Annotated in this window: 13 protein-coding genes; all 13 read left to right on the top strand. The window is 69.4% G+C overall.

The window, feature by feature from the left end; all coding sequences use genetic code 11:
- The first annotated feature begins 499 nt into the window (after positions 1–499).
- The 13 genes from FCN22_RS18075 to FCN22_RS18015 all read left to right on the top strand — a co-directional run bounded on the left by FCN22_RS18075 (position 500) and on the right by FCN22_RS18015 (position 16112).
- Positions 500–1312 carry a hypothetical protein gene (locus FCN22_RS18075; protein WP_137122962.1) on the top strand — a complete coding sequence of 271 codons (813 nt, stop codon included), beginning with the start codon at positions 500–502 and terminating at the stop codon, positions 1310–1312.
- The gene (locus FCN22_RS18070; protein WP_137122961.1) at positions 1309–1596 is read left to right on the top strand and encodes a hypothetical protein; all 288 of its coding nucleotides are present in this window, start codon (positions 1309–1311) and stop codon (positions 1594–1596) included. Before FCN22_RS18075 ends, FCN22_RS18070 begins: the two co-directional genes overlap by 4 nt.
- Complete coding sequence (locus tag FCN22_RS18065; RefSeq protein ID WP_137122960.1) at positions 1593–2429, top strand: hypothetical protein; 837 nt, start codon at positions 1593–1595, stop codon at positions 2427–2429. Before FCN22_RS18070 ends, FCN22_RS18065 begins: the two co-directional genes overlap by 4 nt.
- A complete protein-coding gene (locus FCN22_RS18060) occupies positions 2426–2737 on the top strand; it encodes a hypothetical protein (protein WP_238384824.1) in 312 nt (103 codons plus the stop codon). Before FCN22_RS18065 ends, FCN22_RS18060 begins: the two co-directional genes overlap by 4 nt.
- Positions 2737–3552, top strand: a complete 816-nt coding sequence (locus FCN22_RS18055) for a hypothetical protein (protein ID WP_137122959.1) — start codon at positions 2737–2739, stop codon at positions 3550–3552. The genes FCN22_RS18060 and FCN22_RS18055 overlap by 1 nt, the downstream gene beginning before the upstream one ends.
- Positions 3549–5114 carry an ICP22 family protein gene (locus FCN22_RS18050; RefSeq protein ID WP_202911666.1) on the top strand — a complete coding sequence of 522 codons (1566 nt, stop codon included), beginning with the start codon at positions 3549–3551 and terminating at the stop codon, positions 5112–5114. Before FCN22_RS18055 ends, FCN22_RS18050 begins: the two co-directional genes overlap by 4 nt.
- Positions 5115–5130: 16 nt before the next feature.
- On the top strand, positions 5131–6636 hold the full coding sequence (locus FCN22_RS18045; RefSeq protein WP_137122958.1) for an SCO6880 family protein: 1506 nt from the start codon (positions 5131–5133) through the stop codon (positions 6634–6636).
- Positions 6637–6680: 44 nt separating this feature from the next.
- Positions 6681–8189: a putative type IV secretion/conjugal transfer ATPase gene (locus tag FCN22_RS18040; protein ID WP_137122957.1), complete on the top strand. Its 1509-nt coding sequence runs from the start codon at positions 6681–6683 to the stop codon at positions 8187–8189.
- Between the two features lie 10 nt (positions 8190–8199).
- Positions 8200–9780: a peptidoglycan DD-metalloendopeptidase family protein gene (locus FCN22_RS18035; RefSeq protein ID WP_137122956.1), complete on the top strand. Its 1581-nt coding sequence runs from the start codon at positions 8200–8202 to the stop codon at positions 9778–9780.
- A 171-nt stretch (positions 9781–9951) separates the two neighbouring features.
- On the top strand, positions 9952–10419 hold the full coding sequence (locus tag FCN22_RS18030; protein ID WP_137122955.1) for a hypothetical protein: 468 nt from the start codon (positions 9952–9954) through the stop codon (positions 10417–10419).
- Positions 10416–11873: a type IV secretory system conjugative DNA transfer family protein gene (locus FCN22_RS18025; protein WP_137122954.1), complete on the top strand. Its 1458-nt coding sequence runs from the start codon at positions 10416–10418 to the stop codon at positions 11871–11873. The genes FCN22_RS18030 and FCN22_RS18025 overlap by 4 nt, the downstream gene beginning before the upstream one ends.
- Entirely contained in the window at positions 11870–12514 is a 645-nt protein-coding gene (locus tag FCN22_RS18020; protein ID WP_202911665.1) for a hypothetical protein, read from the top strand. Before FCN22_RS18025 ends, FCN22_RS18020 begins: the two co-directional genes overlap by 4 nt.
- A gap of 286 nt (positions 12515–12800) precedes the next feature.
- Positions 12801–16112, top strand: a complete 3312-nt coding sequence (locus tag FCN22_RS18015; RefSeq protein ID WP_137122953.1) for a type ISP restriction/modification enzyme — start codon at positions 12801–12803, stop codon at positions 16110–16112.
- The last annotated feature ends 169 nt before the right edge of the window (positions 16113–16281 follow it).

Below are 16281 nucleotides of genomic sequence, written 5' to 3'. Positions count from 1 at the left end.
GCTGCCCGGCCGGGTGGCACGTCCTTGAACTCGGGGTCGTTTCCACGCGACGGGGGGCGGGCTACGAACAGGCCGCTCGGGTTGAGCACCCGCGTCACCTGGACCGGCCGGGGGGTGATACAGCCCCCGCGCCGCGGCGACGGCGTCGAACGACCGATCAGCAGGCGGGAGGTACCGGGCATCGGCTCGGACCGCTGGTCGGGTCGCGGTCGCGACGTACTGGTGAGTGCTGTCGCGAGCTCGGGCGGTCAGGCCATACCGGCGTCTCTTTCCTGTGTCCCTGTTTGCAGCCGCCGCGCAAGCGGCTCTCAGGGTTGGTCGCGGGTGGGCGCGCCATCCCTTTCATGAGTGGGGGTGCGCAGCGTTTGCGCAGGTCAACGTACGTTCTCCCTCGCCTGTGGGCTCCGCGGCCGGTGCGCACCCCCGCCGTGGGGGGACGGAGTCGGTGATGTGCGATGGCGAGGGTCTTGCCGTGTCCGGACGGCAGGAGGGATCCGAGATGAGTATCGCCGAGCACCTTGGGGTGGGGGAGAACAGCCAAGTGTTGGTTCGCGCCGACCTGCAATGGGAAGGCTGGTGTGCTCGGTTTCCGGAGCTCGCCGTGGCCGCCGACGCGGCGGGTCTGCAGGAGTGGTTGAGGCGCGCCGGCAAGGCCGACGCGGATGAGGTGTTGTTGGCGTTGGCGACGCTCGCGTCCCCCGAGGCTGATGCCGACCTGACCGCGGCCGAGATGCTGGCCCGGGCGTTGGTCCCGGGCGCCACGGTCCTGGCGAACCGGCTGCGCACGCTGACCCGTGACATCGACCAGGTCGTCGCCGGCCAGCTGTGGATCCAGGTGCGGACCTTCCCGTGGCGGCGCCGGCGCAAGGTGGCCGCGAACATTCTGCACGACACCAGGGCGGAGGTGCTGCGCGAGTGCGGCGCCACCTCACAGGTGAAGCGGACCGATCCGACCTGGAGCAGGACGACGTCGGTGGATCCGACCAACCACTTCTGGGCCTACCACCCGCCGCTGCAAGAGCCCGCGTCGGTGGACTCGGAGCGCGAGCTGCTGGACCTGTTGGAGTGGGCCTGCAACCACCACGTGATCAGCGGTGATGACCGTGCCCTGCTATTGCGCCTGGTCAAGGCCGCCCGGGCCTCGACCGCCCGGGTCACGCGTTCGGGTGCCGGCTTGATGGCCCACCAGGTGACCGGGCCGGTCGCCCGGGAGCGGGGTCTGTCCCGGCCGACGGTCCGCCGGCGTGCGGGCCGGGCCATCGCGGCGCTGTCGGCGGCATCCAAGAGTGGTCAGTTTCAGGTTCCGGCATGAGGGGTGATCACCAGCCCGGCGCGATGCGCCTTGGGTCGGTAGAGGTGATGACAGTGCCCGAGAAGCAACCCGCGGGGGATCCCGACCGGCGCAGCCTTGCCGAGATCGCGCGGCTGTTTGACGTGGTCGGCCGCGAGGCCGAGGTGATCCGGCAGATCGACGGGTCCCTGGCGCACCTGCACCAGGTGCAGCAGGCCAAGGCGGCGTTGACGAGCTTGACGGCCGCCGAGCTGCGTGCCGCCATCGAGCGCCGCCGCGCGGGACTCGGGGGTGAGACGGCGTGAGCCAGACCATCACCGAGCGGCGTGCCGTCTCGGTCGAGGAGTTGAAGCGCGCCTGGGCCGCGGTGCGGTCCGGGCAGTTCCGCCCTCACCCCGTTCCCGCTCCCGCCGCGGCAGAACCGGCGACCACCGACCCGGCCAGCTCCGTCGGGTGGGGAGGAGTCGAACCCGTCCTACCGGTGCTGGGCTGCGGTGGATCCACCGGTGCGACCACGGTGGCCGTGGCTTTGGCGACGGCGATCGGCGCGCCTGCCCGGGTGGTCGAGTGCGCCTCCCGCACCGCGACGGGACTGGCAGCGGCCAGCACCGCCGAACTGGGCGTCAGCGGCAGATGGGTCCGCGGCACCCGCGACCAGGTGGTCCTCGAGCGCGTTGGCGAGGTGCTGACCACCCTCGGGCAGGTCCCCGAGCCCCTGCCGGCGGATGACGGCGCGACCGCGACGGTACTGGACGTGGCCTGGGAGCTGGGCCAGGTCCTGGCCACGCGCGGCTGGATGGCAACCGTGGTGCGAGCCGGGAACCCGGTGGTGCTCACGGCGACGGCCACCATCCCGGGTCTTGCCCGCCTGGAGGTGGCGCTCGACCTGCTGGGCGAGGTCCCGGTCGTGGCTGCGGTTCGTGGCCCGGTGCGCAGGCGCTGGCCCAAAGCGGTGCCACACAGTGCCGGCCCGTTGACCCGCGACCTCGAGCGCCAGGAACGACTGGTGTGCATCCCGCTCGATTCCCGCCTCGGTGCCCAGGGGCTGACCGGAGACCCGTTGCCCAGGCCGCTGCTGGACGCGGCGGCGCAGCTGCTTCGGCTGGTGCCAGGCATCACGACGAAGGGAGCACGATGAACAGCAACGTCATGGACCAGGCCGCGGCGCGGGTGACCACGCTGGCCGCGAAGGTTTGCCCGAAGGCGCCGCCCGGAGCCGCACAGCCGGTCGAGGACATCCAGGGGTATGTGCTGTGGGGGGTCGGGATCTTGTTCCTGCTGGGGATCATCGTCGGCATCGGCGGAGTCGTCGGTGGACGGGTGTTCGCGATGCCGCACGCCAGCAAGGTGTCGATGATCGGCATCGTGGTCGTCTTCGTCGCGGTCATCGGCTACCTGGTCCTGCCGGGCGTCTTGACCGCGATGATGGGCCAGGGCTGCATCTGATGTCGATCGGCGTCCAGGGCGAGCAGGCGTGGGGCCGAGGCCGGCTGCTGGCGGTGCTGGCCGGCGGGCTGGCTGCGGTCCTGACCGTGCTGGTCGGGCTCGGCTTCGCGGTCTACTTTCTGCTCCGGCCTGGCCCGAACGGCGACACCCGGCAACCCGATCCGGACGCGTTCGCCACGCAGCAACGAGGCCAACAGCACCGGGAGCAGGTGGCCGCTGCACCGATGATGCAGGTGCCCGCCGACGCCGCGCTGCCGACCGGCCCGGCCGCCGTCCCGGGACCGGCGATCGCCATTCCGGCCGCCACCACGGTGGGGCCCGCGGAGGTGCCAACCGGCTTCCCGCACACCCCGGAGGGTGCCGTGGGGCAGCTGGCCGCGATCGAGCAGGCGGTGCTGCAGGGGATGAGCATCCGCCAGACAGGTGCGGTCCACCGCCGGTGGGCCCTGCCCGGCGGCACCGGGGTGGCCGGCTGGCCGCTGACCCGCAACGTGCAGGCGTTCCTCGGCGCCGCCGGGATGGGCGATCGGCTGGACCCGACCAGCACGGTCGTGGTGACCCCGAAGGCTGCCCTGGTGAAGGGGACCGACGGCCCGGACTGGGTGACCGCCTGCGTGCTGGTGCAGGTGCGGGCCACCGTCGACCGGGAATCGCGGATGGGCTACGGGTACTGCGAGGCAATGGCGTGGCGGGGCCGGCGGTGGATGATCGCCCCCGGCGCGCCGGCGGCACCGGCGCCGTCCACCTGGCCCGGTAGTGACATCAGCAAGAAGGCCGGCTGGCGGACCTGGACCACGCCAGGTGAGGGCGCATGATGCCCGACCTGCCCATCCCCAACCCGTTCGCCGGGCTGGCGGGAGTAGCGACCAAGGTCGCCGCGGACGCGTGGACCGCCGCCATGCTCACGGTCTGGAGTTCCGGGCTGTGGGTGCTGCGCTGGGTGTTGAACCTCGCAGACACCTGGCTCACCCCGGACCTGAGCGCGAACGGGCCCGGCTCCGAGGTCTACCGGTACACCTTCTGGATCGCCGGATCCCTGGTGCTGCTCATGCTGATGGTCCAGCTGGGCACGGCCGCGATCCGACGCGAGGGCAAGACCCTGGCCACCGCCTTGCTGGGTGCCGGCCAGTTCTGGCTGGTGTGGTGCGCGTGGCTCGGCTGGGGCGTCGCGGTGATGGCCGCCTGCGCCGGCCTGACCCACGCCCTCATGGAATCGATGCTGAAGATCGACTCCTGGGCCGGGTTCGACCCGTTCGGCCAGCTCGACCCCAGTGATGTCTCCGACGCCGTGGTCGCCACCGTCCTGGGCGGGCTGGGCTGCTTCTTGTGGCTGGCGGCCATCGGGCACATCCTGGTGCTGCTGACCCGAGCTGCAGCCCTGCTGGTGCTCGCCGCGGCCACCCCGATCACCGCAGCAGGCTTGGTGTCCGAGGTGGGCCGGGCCTGGTTCTGGAAGAGCCTGCGCTGGTTCCACGCGGCCGCGCTGACCCCCATCGTCATGATCCTGGTCCTGGGACTGGGCATCCAGCTGGCCACCGGAGTGGCAGCCGGCAGGGCGGACTCGATCGAGACGACAGTGGGGACGGCGATCCCGTCGGTGGTGCTGATCTGCATCAGCTGCTTCGCGCCGCTGGCGCTGTTCCGGCTGCTGGCGTTCGTGGACCCGGGCACCACCTCCGGTGCCGCGCTACGACAGGGCCTGGCCACCCACGGCGGGATCCAGGGAGTGCTGACCGGCAAATCGAGTTCCTCGGGGCCCTCTGGATCCGCAGAAGGGTCCTCGGCCGCCTCGACGGCGGACAGCAACGGCACGTCGCAGGGCGAGTCCTCCGGCCAGGACGCGGGCGGCGGGCGGTTCACCAAGGCACTGGCCGGGGCTTTCGGGCCGGTCGGCGCCGCCGGGGTCGGGGCGATGCAGACCTTCGGCACCAAGGGAGCCGCGATCGGCGCCGACCTGGCCGGCCAGATGGGAGTCGGGCACGGCAGCTACTACCCGGACTTCAGCCAGCAGCGACCCAAGCGGCACCAGGACAACCCCGATCGGCACGAGAGCCGCGAGGGCGCCGAGGACGAGGACGCACCCGGATCGACCCCGGACGGTCCCGACGGCACGACACCCGGCGGACGGGACGAACAGGACCCGGCACAGACCAGCAACCCCGCCGGCAGCCCCACCAGCCCAGCAGCCGCGATGCCACCGGTCGGGCTGCCGGCGAACGGATCGAACCACGCCGGCGAAAACCACGGCGGCGAACCCGGCGCCGATGGCCAGCACGGCACCGGCAAGGCCGGCCCCAACAGCGGGCGCCCGGGCCCCTCCGGCGGTGCCGGCGGAGCAGCGGGCGGGACCGAAGGCGCGGCCGCAGCGGCCGTCTGAGGCAAGGAGGCAAGCAATGACCACGATCTACGGCGACTACGCGCGGGACAAGATCGGCTGGTTCTTCGGGCTGTCCGGGTGGCAGCTGGCCATCCTGGCGGTGGGCTTCCTGCCACCGTGCTGGGCCATGTCGCGCGGCGACTGGGCGTCCGCGGGGATCCTGCTGCTGGGCTGGGTGGCGGCGGGCGTGGTCACCGTCACCGAGGTGTGGGGCCGCACCGCCCTGGGCTGGCTCGGCGCGGCGGCCCACTACGCGGCCGGGAGCCTGCTGGGGTGGACCCGGTTTCGGGCTAAGGCGACCAGAGGCGCGGTCGAGGATCTCGACCGGGCCAACCTGCCGGGTGTGCTGGAGGCGGTCCAGATCCACGACGGCCCACCGCACGGGCACACGCAGGACCGGGTGGCGATCATTCAGGACCACGCCAACCGGACCTGGGCGGTGACCGCGGCGGTGGTCCACCCGGGCCTGGGCATGAAGGACTCCCCGGCGCGGGCACTGGAGGGCGCCGGACTGAGCCAGCTGCTGGACGCGGCCTGCCGCGGGGAGCTGGTCACCGAGATCATCTTTATCGTCCGCACGGTTCCCGACGACGGCGCAGAGCGGGCCCTGTACGTGCGCCGGCACCGGCGCGCCGCCGGCCCACAGCTTTCGCGGCAGGTCAACGACGACCTGACCCGAGCCTTGCACGGGGCGGCGGTCCGGACGGAGGCCTTCGCCACCGTGGTGGTCCCCGAGGCGCGGATCGCCCGGCACGCCAAGCGCAGCGGCGGCGGGCTGGACGGCCGAGCCCGGGTGCTGTACGCGGTGATGGCCGAGGTCGAGGCGCAGCTGCGCGGCGGCGTGGGGATGCTGGACGTGGACTGGCTGTCCTCGCCCGAGCTCGCGCTGGCCTGCCGCACCGGGTTCGCGCCCGGTGATCGTGCGGGCGTGGTGGAGGCGCTGGCCGCCCGGGAGCAGGACCCGGGCGTCAACGCCGACGTGCCGTGGGCGATGGCCGGGCCGTCGGGGGCGGATCCGGCGGTGCGGCACTACAGCCACGACGCGTGGAACTCCGTCTCGGCCACCATCAAGTTGCCGTCCAAGGGCGCGGTGATGGGGGCGCTGGCGCCCGTGCTGACGCCGGGCGAGCCGGGCGAGCGGCGCTGCTTCATGGTCTGCTACCCGATCCTGGCGCAGGGCAAGGCCGACCGGCGAAGCGCCAACTCCGAGTGGGCCGCGGACATCGGCGGCCACCTGCGCGACAAGGTCGGGATGAGACAACGGGCCAAGCAGCGCGACCAGGCCGCCACGGCTCGCGGCATGGACGCCAAGCTGGCCCGGGGGAACGCGATGATCCGGCCGTATGGGGTGTGCACGGTCACCGTGCCCAAGACCGAACGCGTCAGCGAGTACGCCGCCCGGCTGGACGCCTCCGTGCGGCGGGCCGGGTTCGCGCCGCTGCGCCTGGACCTGGCCCAGGATGTCGCGTTCATCGCGTCCACGATCCCGCTGGGCACCAGCCTGGCCCGACACTGGGGCTGAGCGACCCAGCCCGCAACGACCACGACCACGAAAGGGTATGAGAGATGAGCAAGGTCCGGGCCGGCCGGGACATGACGCGGCTGCTGCACGACTTCGGACACGAGCTGCCCCGCGTACCGCAGCCGCCCGCCCGCCCCAAGGAGCCACGGCTGTTTCGCCACGCCCCCCGGCGGGGCACCCGTCGGCGTGGGCGCGGCTGGGCGCCCGCGTCCGCGCCCGTCTCCAGCTGGCGGATGACCAGTGACCAGGCGCCGGCTCTGTGGCCGTTCGTGGCCACCCCGGGCCTGCCGGCCACCGGTGCGCAGATGGGCATCGACCAGCTGTCCGGCGGATCCTTCTTCGCCGACCCGCTCGGCTGGGTCCTGGCTGACCAGGTCCCGGTCACCAACCCGAACATCTTCTCCTTCGGCAAGCCCGGCCGCGGCAAGTCGGGCACCACCAAGGCGTTCTGCCTGCGGATGATGGACTTCGGCTACCGCACCCTGATCTGCGGCGACCCCAAGGACGAGTACGAGCCCCTGTGCCGCGCGCTGGGAGTCGAACCGTTCGCCATCGGCGTCGGCCTGCCCGCCCGCATCAACCCCTTGGCGTTCGGGCCGCTCGGGCAGGGATGGACCGGCCTGGACGCCGCGGAGGCGCAGCGGCGGGCGGCCGTGGTGTTCGGACGCTGGCTGACCCTGGTCCGCGGCCTGGTCGGGTCGCAACGGATCGGCCAGGCCCGGGTCCCGTTCGGCCCCACCGACGAGGTGGTGGTCACCAACGCACTGCGCCAGCTGACCGGGTACGCCCAGGGGCAGTCCCAGCTGGCCGAGACCACGATTCCGGCGCTGTGGCACCTGCTGGACAACCCCACCAACCAGCTGGTGGCCCAGTGCCGGTACGGATCGGCGCGGCAGTTCTTCGACGAGACCCGGACGCTGCGCGACGCCCTGGGCCAGCTGGTCTCCGGCGCGCTGGCCGGCCTGTTCGACGACCGCACCACCATCGAGGTGGACTGGGACGCGCCGATCCAGTCGTTGAGTCTGTCGCGGCTGGACCCGCTGGGCGATGACGCGGTCGGGATCGCGTTGACCTGCCTGGGCTCCTGGAGCCGGGGGATGCGCGAGCTGGCGCAGCCGGGCGACCTTCGGATCGTGGTGCGCGACGAGAGCTGGAAGCAGCTTCGGCTGGGGACCGAGGCCGTCAAGTCGTTCGACGCCGACCTGCGCCTGTCTCGCTTCGGCGGCGACATCCAGTTCGCCGTCGCGCACAAGCCCTCCGACCTGCTCGGGGTCGGGGACGCCGGGTCGCAGGCCGTGGCCATCGCCAAGGACCTGCTGCACCTGGCGGACATCAAGATCCTGCTCGGCCAGGACGCCGCCGTCGGCGACGAGCTCGAGCGGCTGCTCGGGCTCGGACCGATCGCCCGCGACCTGGTGACCGGCTGGGGCATGCAGGGCAAGGGTCGCGCCCTCTGGTGCGTCGGCGAACACCCCTACAAGGTCGCGACCGTGCTGCACCCCCTCGAGGCCGAGCTGGCCTACACCAACCAGAACATCGACGCCGCAGGTTAGAAGTTCGGTCGTGAAGAAGGTCGCCATCCTCGGGCTGCTGGTCGCGCCGGTCCTGTTGGTGCCGCTGGCCGCCGTGCTGCTGCTCGCCACCATCGCCACACCGGCCATCAGCCAGGAGCTGAAAACCCTCGCCTGTGGGGGCCCCACCGTCGCCACCGGCACGTGGCGTCCTCCCACGAACCAGAAGTACACGATCACCAGCGGCTTCGGCCACCGAGCCTCACCAGGCGGCATCGGCTCGACCTACCACGAAGGGGTCGACCTGGCCATGCTCCCGGTCCCCGGTCCGGTGCTGGCCGCGTCAGCAGGCACCGTCAAGACGGCCGGTCCGCGCAGCGGCCTCGGCAACGCCGTCGTCCTCGACCACGGCTCCGGGATCGAGACCACCTACGGTCACCTGGTACGCATCGACGCGGCGATCACGCCCGGCGCGCCCGTCGCGATGGGGCAACAGCTCGGGGTGGAGGGCTCGACCGGGACGTCGACCGGGGCGCATCTGCACTTCGGTGTCAATGACCACGGCACGAACATCGACCCGGCGGTTTTCATGGCCAGACACGGGGCGCCCCTGGCGGGCAGAGCCGTCGCCCCGACCCCCAGCCTGGACACCTCCTTCCAGCAGTGGCTCCCGGCCGATGGAGAAGGAGGGATCGGATTCCCGCTACCCGCGCCGGGCCGACCGCGGCAGAACTCCCGACACACGCCGGCCCTGCCGATCCCCGCGCCGGTCAAGGGCTACTACGCAGCGGCCGCGAGCCGGTACAAGATCCCCTGGACGCTGCTGGCCGGCATCGGCATGGAGGAGACCGGCCACGGGCGCAACAACCACACCTCCAGCGCCGGGGCCCAGGGCCTGATGCAGTTCATGCCCGCGACCTGGGCCAGTTACGGCGTGGACGGCGACGGTGACGGCCGCGCCGACATCCACAACGACGCCGACTCGGTCATGAGCGCCGCGAACTACCTGACCGCAGCCGGAGCCACCAAAGGCCCGGAAGGCGTCAGGCGGGCGCTGTTCGCCTACAACCACGCCCAGTGGTACGTGGGCGACGTGCTCTGGTACGCCCAGGCGTACGGGGGCGGCACCGTCGCCGGCGACCCCACCGACTGCGGACCCGGCACCGGGGCCGGCAACCCCACACTGACGCCCCTGGCCAGCGGCCGCGTGACAACCGTGCTGTCCTGGGCGCACTCGCAGCTCGGCAAGCCCTACCGGCTCGGCGCGAACGGACCCGACAGGTGGGACTGCTCCTCGTACACGCAGGCAGCCTTCCGGCAGATCGGGGTCACCATGCCACGCACCGCCCAAAGCCAACGCGACTGGCTCGCCGCCGGCAACGGACACCGAGTCCGACCCGACCGGGCCCGCCCCGGGGACCTGATCTTCTACGACTCCTACCTCGGCCCCAACGTGGCCGGCCACGTCGAGATCGTCGACGACCCCGCACGCCACCAGGCGATCGGCGCACAGAACCCTCGCGTCGGCGTGACCACCACCGACTACACGCACGCCCAAGGCACCAAGGCTCTGTTCGAGATCTGGCGCGTCGGCAACATCTCCGACACCCCCACCAAGGCTGGCCCGCCGTGACCAGCCCACGCACCGATCGGCCGGCGGCAACACGGCGTGAGGAGGGAGGGCGTGGTGAGTGAATGCCTGGCCGTCGACCAAAAGCACGAGTGCTCGGAGCATCAGAATCCTCGAGGGTGATCACCAGGATGAGCCGTTCCGCCTTGGGGGAAGAGACCCGAGGAGGCGACGATGCCACGCTCCCGCCAAAAAGAGGCCATGCCGTGGACCTGGGAGATCCCGGCCATGGTTCTGCTGGCCGTGCTGCTCGTCCTGGTGCTGGGTGTGCAGCTGGGCCGTGCGGCCGCGAACCTGCTGGCCGGAGCCGGGTGGACCTGGCCGGCTCGCGACGACCTGTTCGTCAGCCTCCCAGCAGTGGTGCGCGGCGACGCCGGGGCTGGCCTCCACGGCGTCGCCGAGACCGCCGGCGCGCAGCTGTTGTGGTGGAGCGTCGCGGTCGCCGAGACCGTGCTAATCGCCGTGACGGTGTGGGCACTCGTGGTCTGCCTGCGCCGCTGGGGGCCCTACCGTCCCCAGGGCATGGCCAGCCGGGCCGAAGCCGAAGCGCTGCTCGGCCGCACCCGGCTGCGCACGGTCGCGCCCATGGTCCGGCCGGACCTGTACGGCAGCAGGAGCAAAAGCACGAGGAGCAAAGCATGAGCGCCCTCGGCAGGATCGACCCGCACCAGGTCGGGTGGTGCCTCGGCACCGCGCACGAACCCCGCGGCGGGCAGCTGTGGGTGCCCTGGGACCGCACCGCCGGCGTGATCGGCCCGCAAGGATCCGGCAAGACCCTCGACCTGCTGATCCCCGCCCTGCTCGGCGCACCCGGCGCGGCGCTGGTCACCCTCACCAAGCTCGACGACCTGCTGCTCAGCCTCACCCCCCGGTCACACGGCGACCGGCCCTGCGTCGTGCTGGACCCGTTCGGGCTCGCCGAGGGGATGGACGAGCTGATCTTCGACCCGATCGCCGGATGCGTGGACCCGATGGTCGCCGAACGCCGCGCCAAGGCGTTCACCGCCGGCACCGTCAAGGGAGCCGTCCACGGCGGCCACGGCGACGACGCCGCCCGGTTCTACGCCGCCGAAGCCGCCAAGGTCATCCAGAGCTACTTCCACGCCGCCGCGCTCACCGGCCGCAGCCTCGAGGACGTGCTGCGGTGGGTCGCCAGCCCGATGGCCACCACCGACCCCACCGAGATCCTGCGCGAACACCCCCACGCCGCACCGTTCTGGCACGGACTGCTCCACGGCGCCCTCCACGGAGACGACCGCACCGCCGGCAACACCATCACCACCGTGCAGCAGGCCCTGTCGCTGTTCTTCCAAGCCGACATCCGCCGCCGCTGCATCCCAGGCCGAGGACGTCCGGCCACCGACGTCGCCGACGTCATCCGTCGCGGCGGCACCATCTACATGCTCGGGCGCGACGACCCCTACGCCTCCGCCTCCCCGCTGATGACCGCGGCCGCCGAGTTCGTCCTGGACACCGCCCTTGCCGCCGGGCAGTCCTCGACCCACGGCCGGCTCTGCCCGCCATTCCTCGCCTGCCTCGACGAGCTGCCCTCCACCGCGCCACTGCCCACCCTGCGAACCAGGATGGCCAACGAACGCGCCCTCGGGATCTCCTTCATCTACGCCACCCAGACCTGGCGACAGCTCGCCGCGCTCTACGGCGAACAAGAAGCCCGCGCCCTGTTCGGGCTCACCAACGTGATGGTCATGTTCGGCGGCTCCAAAGACGTCGCCTTCAACCAGGAGATCTCCGACCTCGCCGGCACCGCCCGGGTCTTCCGCACCAGCTGGCAGACCGGCCAGTCCGCCGGCCGGACCACCTCCGGCGAGGACATCCCGGTCCTCAGGCCCGAAGAGATCCGCCAGCTCAAGGAACGCCACGCCCTGATCGTCGCCGAGAACGGCAAACCCCTCATCGCCCGCCTCAACCGCTGCATCGACGGCAAACCCGGAGCGCGACTCAAGGCCGACCAGGACGAGGTCCGGGAACGACTTTCCGAAGCCCGACGCCAGGCTGTCACCCCAGAAGCCCGCACCACCGCTGCGCTCGTGGAAGCCAGACGGCGTGGCCTCGTCCATGACCGGAGCCACCAGTGACCACCAGCGTCGAGGCCGGACAAGCCGAGCCCATGACTTTGCCGTTCCCTGTGGGCGGCAACCTGATCAGGCTCGCCTACCGCGAACTGGCCATCGCCGCCAACGGCGACCAGAACCAAGTCCGCGCCCTCGGAGACATCACCCAGCTCCCACGGCCCTGGGACCCACCCACCTGCACCCAGCCCGAGCTGCGAGAACAGCTGTGGGCATGGCTGGAAGACGTCGTCAGATGGCTCAACCACGAATACACCTGGGACATCAACGGCACCATCCCCGCCTGCTGGCCACAACACCCACACCTGGTCCACGAGATCGCCGTCCTCGCCGACCAACGCCGCCGAGCCGGCCTCGCTCTCAACAGCGACCTCATGGAGGAATGGCACCGCTACGCCCTGCCCGCCTTCACCGAACGGATGCGCAACCGCACCAAAGACCACTGCGAAGAAGGCCACCAAGGCTGGCCGGGCAAGAGCCGCTACACCCGGCACACCAGCGAGCGCTCGGCCTCCGACCGTGGCCGCGCCTACCGAGCGGATGTGCAGACGACCGTCACTCTGCACGCCGCTCCGCTAGGTGATGGATCAGTACAGCCACGGTTGGCATCCGTGAATCTGGATACCGGAGAGGTCTCGACCCCCTGAGCCCAGACCGAGTGCGTTGGCGGTACCCTCGGCGTCAAGCCGTGTCAGGTAAATGGAGCGCGAGGCCAGCGGTGGCGTGGGTGGGTCGGGACGGCAGGGTGCACGACCGTTGCGGCTATGGGACTCGTCGTTCCGGTGTCTCGGCATGGCCAACCTGCAGCGGCCAGCGACCTAGGGCTGGCCCGAGTGCAGCCGATGGCGGGCCTTACTGTGAGGCACTACCGTTCACCACAGATTGCGTGCGATGCCAGACCAACATCGTGGCCCTACCGTAAGGAGACGCGGCGTGACCTTCGCCCAAGTCGTCAAAGCGTACGGGAAGAGCGCCAAGGAACGACTCTCTGGGCCGGGCGAGCGAGAGGCGCTGCTGGTCACCCCGGTATCGCAACTTATCGAGCACGCTGGTGAGCTCCTCGGGATCACAGCGGTGGCGCACGACGAAGTAGCGGAGCAGGGCGGAGCAGTCAGGCCGGACTTCGGTGTGCGAGTAAACGGGGTACTCATTGGACACATCGAGCTCAAGGCTCCCGGCTCCAGTCTCGACCCCTCGACATACGGGATATCGACGCACAACTACAAGCAGTGGCAACGTCTCAAAGAGCTACCGAATCTCCTACATACGAACGGAACCGAGTTTCGGCTATGGCGGTACGGAGACCTGGTCATGGAGCCAGTCCATGTCCACTCTGCCGACCTGTCCACTCATGCGGGGGCACTTCTTGCGCCCGGCAGGCTCGAACTCATGGTTAACGCGTTTCTGGAGTGGCGTCCCAACCCCATCACGACAGTCGGCCGCCTCGTCGAGACGCTGGCCCCGCTGTCGCGGCTACTTCGGGAAGAAGTCATTGATGCGGTACGCGACGAACGTCGAAAGATCGTCTCGGGGGCCGACCCACACTTGCAGCCCTTCACAGGGATCGCCCGTGACTGGAAGAGACTGCTCTTCCCTCGGGCTACCGACGCTGAGTTCTCAGACGGATTCGCACAGACCGTCGTATTTGCGCTCCTGCTCGCACTGAGCGAAGGCATCGACCTCGAGTCCGAACCCATCGACAAAGTCGCTCACCAACTCGAAGCACACCACACGTTGATGGGCCGCGCCCTCAGGCTCCTCACAGAACACGTAGGTGGCACGCCAACCTGGTCTGCCATCGAAATCATTGTCCGAGTCCTGTCCGCAACGGACTGGGAACGGCTGGGGCGCAGCGGCGACAGCCTGTACTTGCACTTGTACGAAGACTTCCTAGCGAGCTATGACCCCGAAAAGAGACGCCTGTCTGGGTCGTACTACACACCCGTCGAGATCGTAGATGGCATGGTCCGCCTGACTGACTTGGTGCTGAGATGCCACCTTGGGAAGCCAGAAGGCTTCCGGAACCCCCACGTGTCCATCGTTGACCCTGCCATGGGGACCGGAACCTTCCCCCTATCCATTCTGCGACGAGCTGGTGGAGACGCCGCTGCGCAGTACGGCTCCGGCGCACGTCCAGAGGCGACCAGCAACGCGGTCGCACGCCTCTACGGAATCGAGCTCCAATCTGGCCCCTTCTCTGTCGCTGAACTACGAATCACCGCGGCAATCAAAGACTCAGGCGCAGGCATCCCCGATCCGGGACTACATCTTTTCGTCGCGGACACGTTGGAGGATCCAGCAAGCGCCAGCGACAGCCAGCTCTCCTACACCGCCAGCCTCATCGCTTGGCAACGTCAGCAGGCGAACAAGATGAAGCGTGAGCGCAACATCCAAGTGTGCATCTCGAATCCTCCGTACAAGGACCACTCGGGCGGGCGCGGGGGCTGGATTGAGTCCGGTGTGGACCCGGCAACCGGTGAGGCACCCCTCGACGCATTTCGGCTCGCCGGCAACGGCAAGCACGAACGTCACCTCAGCAACCTGTACGTGTACTTCTGGCGCTGGGCAACGTGGAAAGTGTTTGAGTCCACCAACTCACCGGACATCAAGGACGGCGGCAACGGGGTAGTCACCTTCATTACCGCAACCGGCTACATCGCGGGGCCCGGATTCAAAGGCATGCGAAAGTACCTCCGCGAGACCTGCTCGCATGGGTGGATTATCAACGTCACCCCCGAGGGGAAGCTGCCGCCGGCACCGAACGCCGTCTTCAACATCGAGACACCGGTCGCTATCGGCATCTTCGCTAGGGCGGAGGGCACTCGCCTTGACACGCCTGCAGACATCCGCTATATCGATATTTGCGGCACCAAGCAGCAGAAGTTTTTGCGCCTAAACGACCTGCGCCTCGATGACCCCGATTGGCGCGAGACCCGTTCGGACTGGACCGCTCCCTTCACCCCAGCTTCGTCGAGTCAATGGGACACCTATCCGGCCGCCGACGACCTGATTCCTTGGCGGGCCAACGGAATCATGGCCGGCAGAGGATGGATCTACGCACCGGATGAGGCCGTCCTTGAAGAACGACTACGTACCCTCATCAACGAAGACGATCCGAAGCGTAAGTCCAAAATGTTCGGCGAAGGCCGCGACGCGTCACTGTCGAAGGCGAAGAGTCCTCTCACCGGTCGCGACACAGAACAAGGGACGACGACCCCTTTCGGGGATGTGCCAGTGTTCACGAAGGCAGCGATCATTCCATGCGGGTTCCGCTTCCTCGACCGTCAGTTCGTCATTGCCGACAAGCGATTGATGTCTCAGCCCTCGCCAACGCTCTGGGACGGTCGAGTCCCCGGGCAGGTCTTCGCCATTGAGCTTCACTCGGAGTTCCCTCGCTCGGGTCCTGGTCTCGTCTACACCGCCCTCATTCCCGACGTCCACCACTTCCGAGGATCCGGCGGCGGGCGAGCACTGCCAAAGCTGCACCCTGACAGAACCGCGAACCTGGCGACCGGGCTCGTGAGAGCTCTTCAACAGCGACTCGTTTCATCCATTACCGAGGACGATGTATTCGCCTACATTGCAGGCATCGCCGGTCACCCCGCGTTCGTGGAGCAGTTCGGCGATGACCTAGCCACCCCAGGAATACGCATCCCCATCACCGCTGACATGCATCTCTGGGATAGAGCCGTGACGCTTGGCAACCTAACTCAGTGGCTACACACTTATGGCGAAGCTGGCAACCACCCGGATGGCTTCACGGACGTCCTCGACCCCAACATCAACACCACCCAACCGACGTACGCCGTCGCCGTCGGACAGACGATGCCCACCAGTTGGTCGTACGACGCCGATGCCAATGAACTGCATGTCGGCGCTGGCCGATGGGGCAACGTAACCCCCGGCGCGGTCCGGTACGTCGCCGGCGGGACCGCAGTCCTTGATTCGTGGCTAGGGTACCGCCTCGCACAGCCAAAGAAGAAGACCACCTCCGCGCTCGACAGAATCAACGCCCAAAGGTGGGACCCCGCGTGGTCCACTGAGTTGCTGAGGCTGCTATCGATCCTCAACCAGCTGTCCGAGCTGGACGCACACGCCGCAGACCTCCTCGCCGACGTGGTTACAGCACCCGTGCTAACGCGAGACGACTTGGCCGCGACAGGCGTTTCCTGGCCCGTCAACAGCCACGACCGAAAGCCGCACCATTCCGCTAGCGGCGGGCTCCTCAGTGGCGCCGGCGATTGACAGCCCCCGCAGATTTGCTAGCACGCGAACTCACCGGTGAACTGGCTAGGACGTTCGGGTCTGTACGGAAATCGGTGTAACCGGCATTTCTTTATAGGTTCTCCGCGACCGGCATGCGGTCGGCGAAGGTGACAGCGAAGGCGTTCAGTGCTGGCTTCCACCTTGTAGC

Source organism: Segeticoccus rhizosphaerae, assembly GCF_005222685.1.
Classification (GTDB): Bacteria; Actinomycetota; Actinomycetes; order Actinomycetales; family Dermatophilaceae; genus Segeticoccus; species Segeticoccus rhizosphaerae.
This window is presented reverse-complemented; position numbering and strand designations above follow the sequence as displayed.